The 851-nt window shown below is 59.2% G+C and carries 1 protein-coding gene, 3 tRNA genes and 1 rRNA gene; all 5 read right to left on the bottom strand.

Annotation, left to right across the window (positions count from 1 at the left end; translation table 11 throughout):
* The coding region (locus KHP16_RS28215; protein WP_009916276.1) for a GTP-binding protein at positions 1-109 on the bottom strand (109 nt) is incomplete at its 3' end.
* A gap of 42 nt (positions 110-151) precedes the next feature.
* A tRNA-Thr gene (locus KHP16_RS28210) sits at positions 152-226 on the bottom strand.
* A gap of 38 nt (positions 227-264) precedes the next feature.
* Positions 265-338 (bottom strand) — tRNA-Gly (locus KHP16_RS28205).
* 52 nt (positions 339-390) lie between these two features.
* A tRNA-Tyr gene (locus KHP16_RS28200) sits at positions 391-476 on the bottom strand.
* Positions 477-765: 289 nt separating this feature from the next.
* Positions 766-851, bottom strand: a 5S ribosomal RNA gene (gene rrf, locus KHP16_RS28745); the annotation flags it as partial.

Raw genomic sequence — 851 nt, 5'->3', positions numbered from 1 at the left:
CCAGCACCGTGGCGATTGCCGCCGTCAGCGTCGTCTTGCCATGGTCAACGTGACCAATCGTGCCAACGTTCACGTGCGGCTTGGTCCGTTCGAACTTTTCCTTTGCCATTTCGCGACTCCTGTCTCGGTAGCAACTGCCAGTGCGGGTATTTGGTGCCCATGGGCAGGATCGAACTGCCGACCTCTCCCTTACCAAGGGAGTGCTCTACCACTGAGCCACATGGGCGAAACTTGGAACTACTTCGCTGACGGCAACCGCGACGCTGGAGCGGGTGAAGGGAATCGAACCCTCGTCGTAAGCTTGGAAGGCTTCTGCTCTACCATTGAGCTACACCCGCCCGGGTTACTTCCTGCTTCACACCGGCTAAGCCGGGTTGCTGTCTTGCATTCTGGTGGAGAGGGCTGGATTCGAACCAGCGTAGGCGTAAGCCAACAGATTTACAGTCTGCCCCCTTTAGCCACTCGGGCACCTCTCCGCAGAGAACTGACGATTATGGCGAAGCTGGCCAAGGCTGTCAAGCACTTCCCGAGCGGGAAAGGCTTTGCGGCGGGCCTTGTCAGCCTGCGACCGCGGCAAGTAGCTGCCACGGGCGCGATCCACAATCGGCGCGATAAACATCACGCTCTCACTTATAGGGGACGCTGGCGGAGGCAGCCTGGCGTCGAGCTGAGGCGTAACGTTCTCATCGCGGATGCATCAAGCCGCCGATCGCACCAAAAACAAAACCCCTCAGCGGAGGGCGCTGAGGGGTTCTGAGCATAAGAGCCTGGCGATGACCTACTTTCACACGGGTAATCCGCACTATCATCGGCGCGGAGTTGTTTCACGGTCCTGTTCGGGATGGGAAGGG

Origin of the sequence: Cupriavidus plantarum, from assembly GCF_905397285.1 — a bacterium.
GTDB lineage: Bacteria > Pseudomonadota > Gammaproteobacteria > Burkholderiales > Burkholderiaceae > Cupriavidus > Cupriavidus plantarum.
Note: the sequence above shows the minus strand (reverse complement) of the source record. Positions and strands in the feature narration are given on the sequence as shown.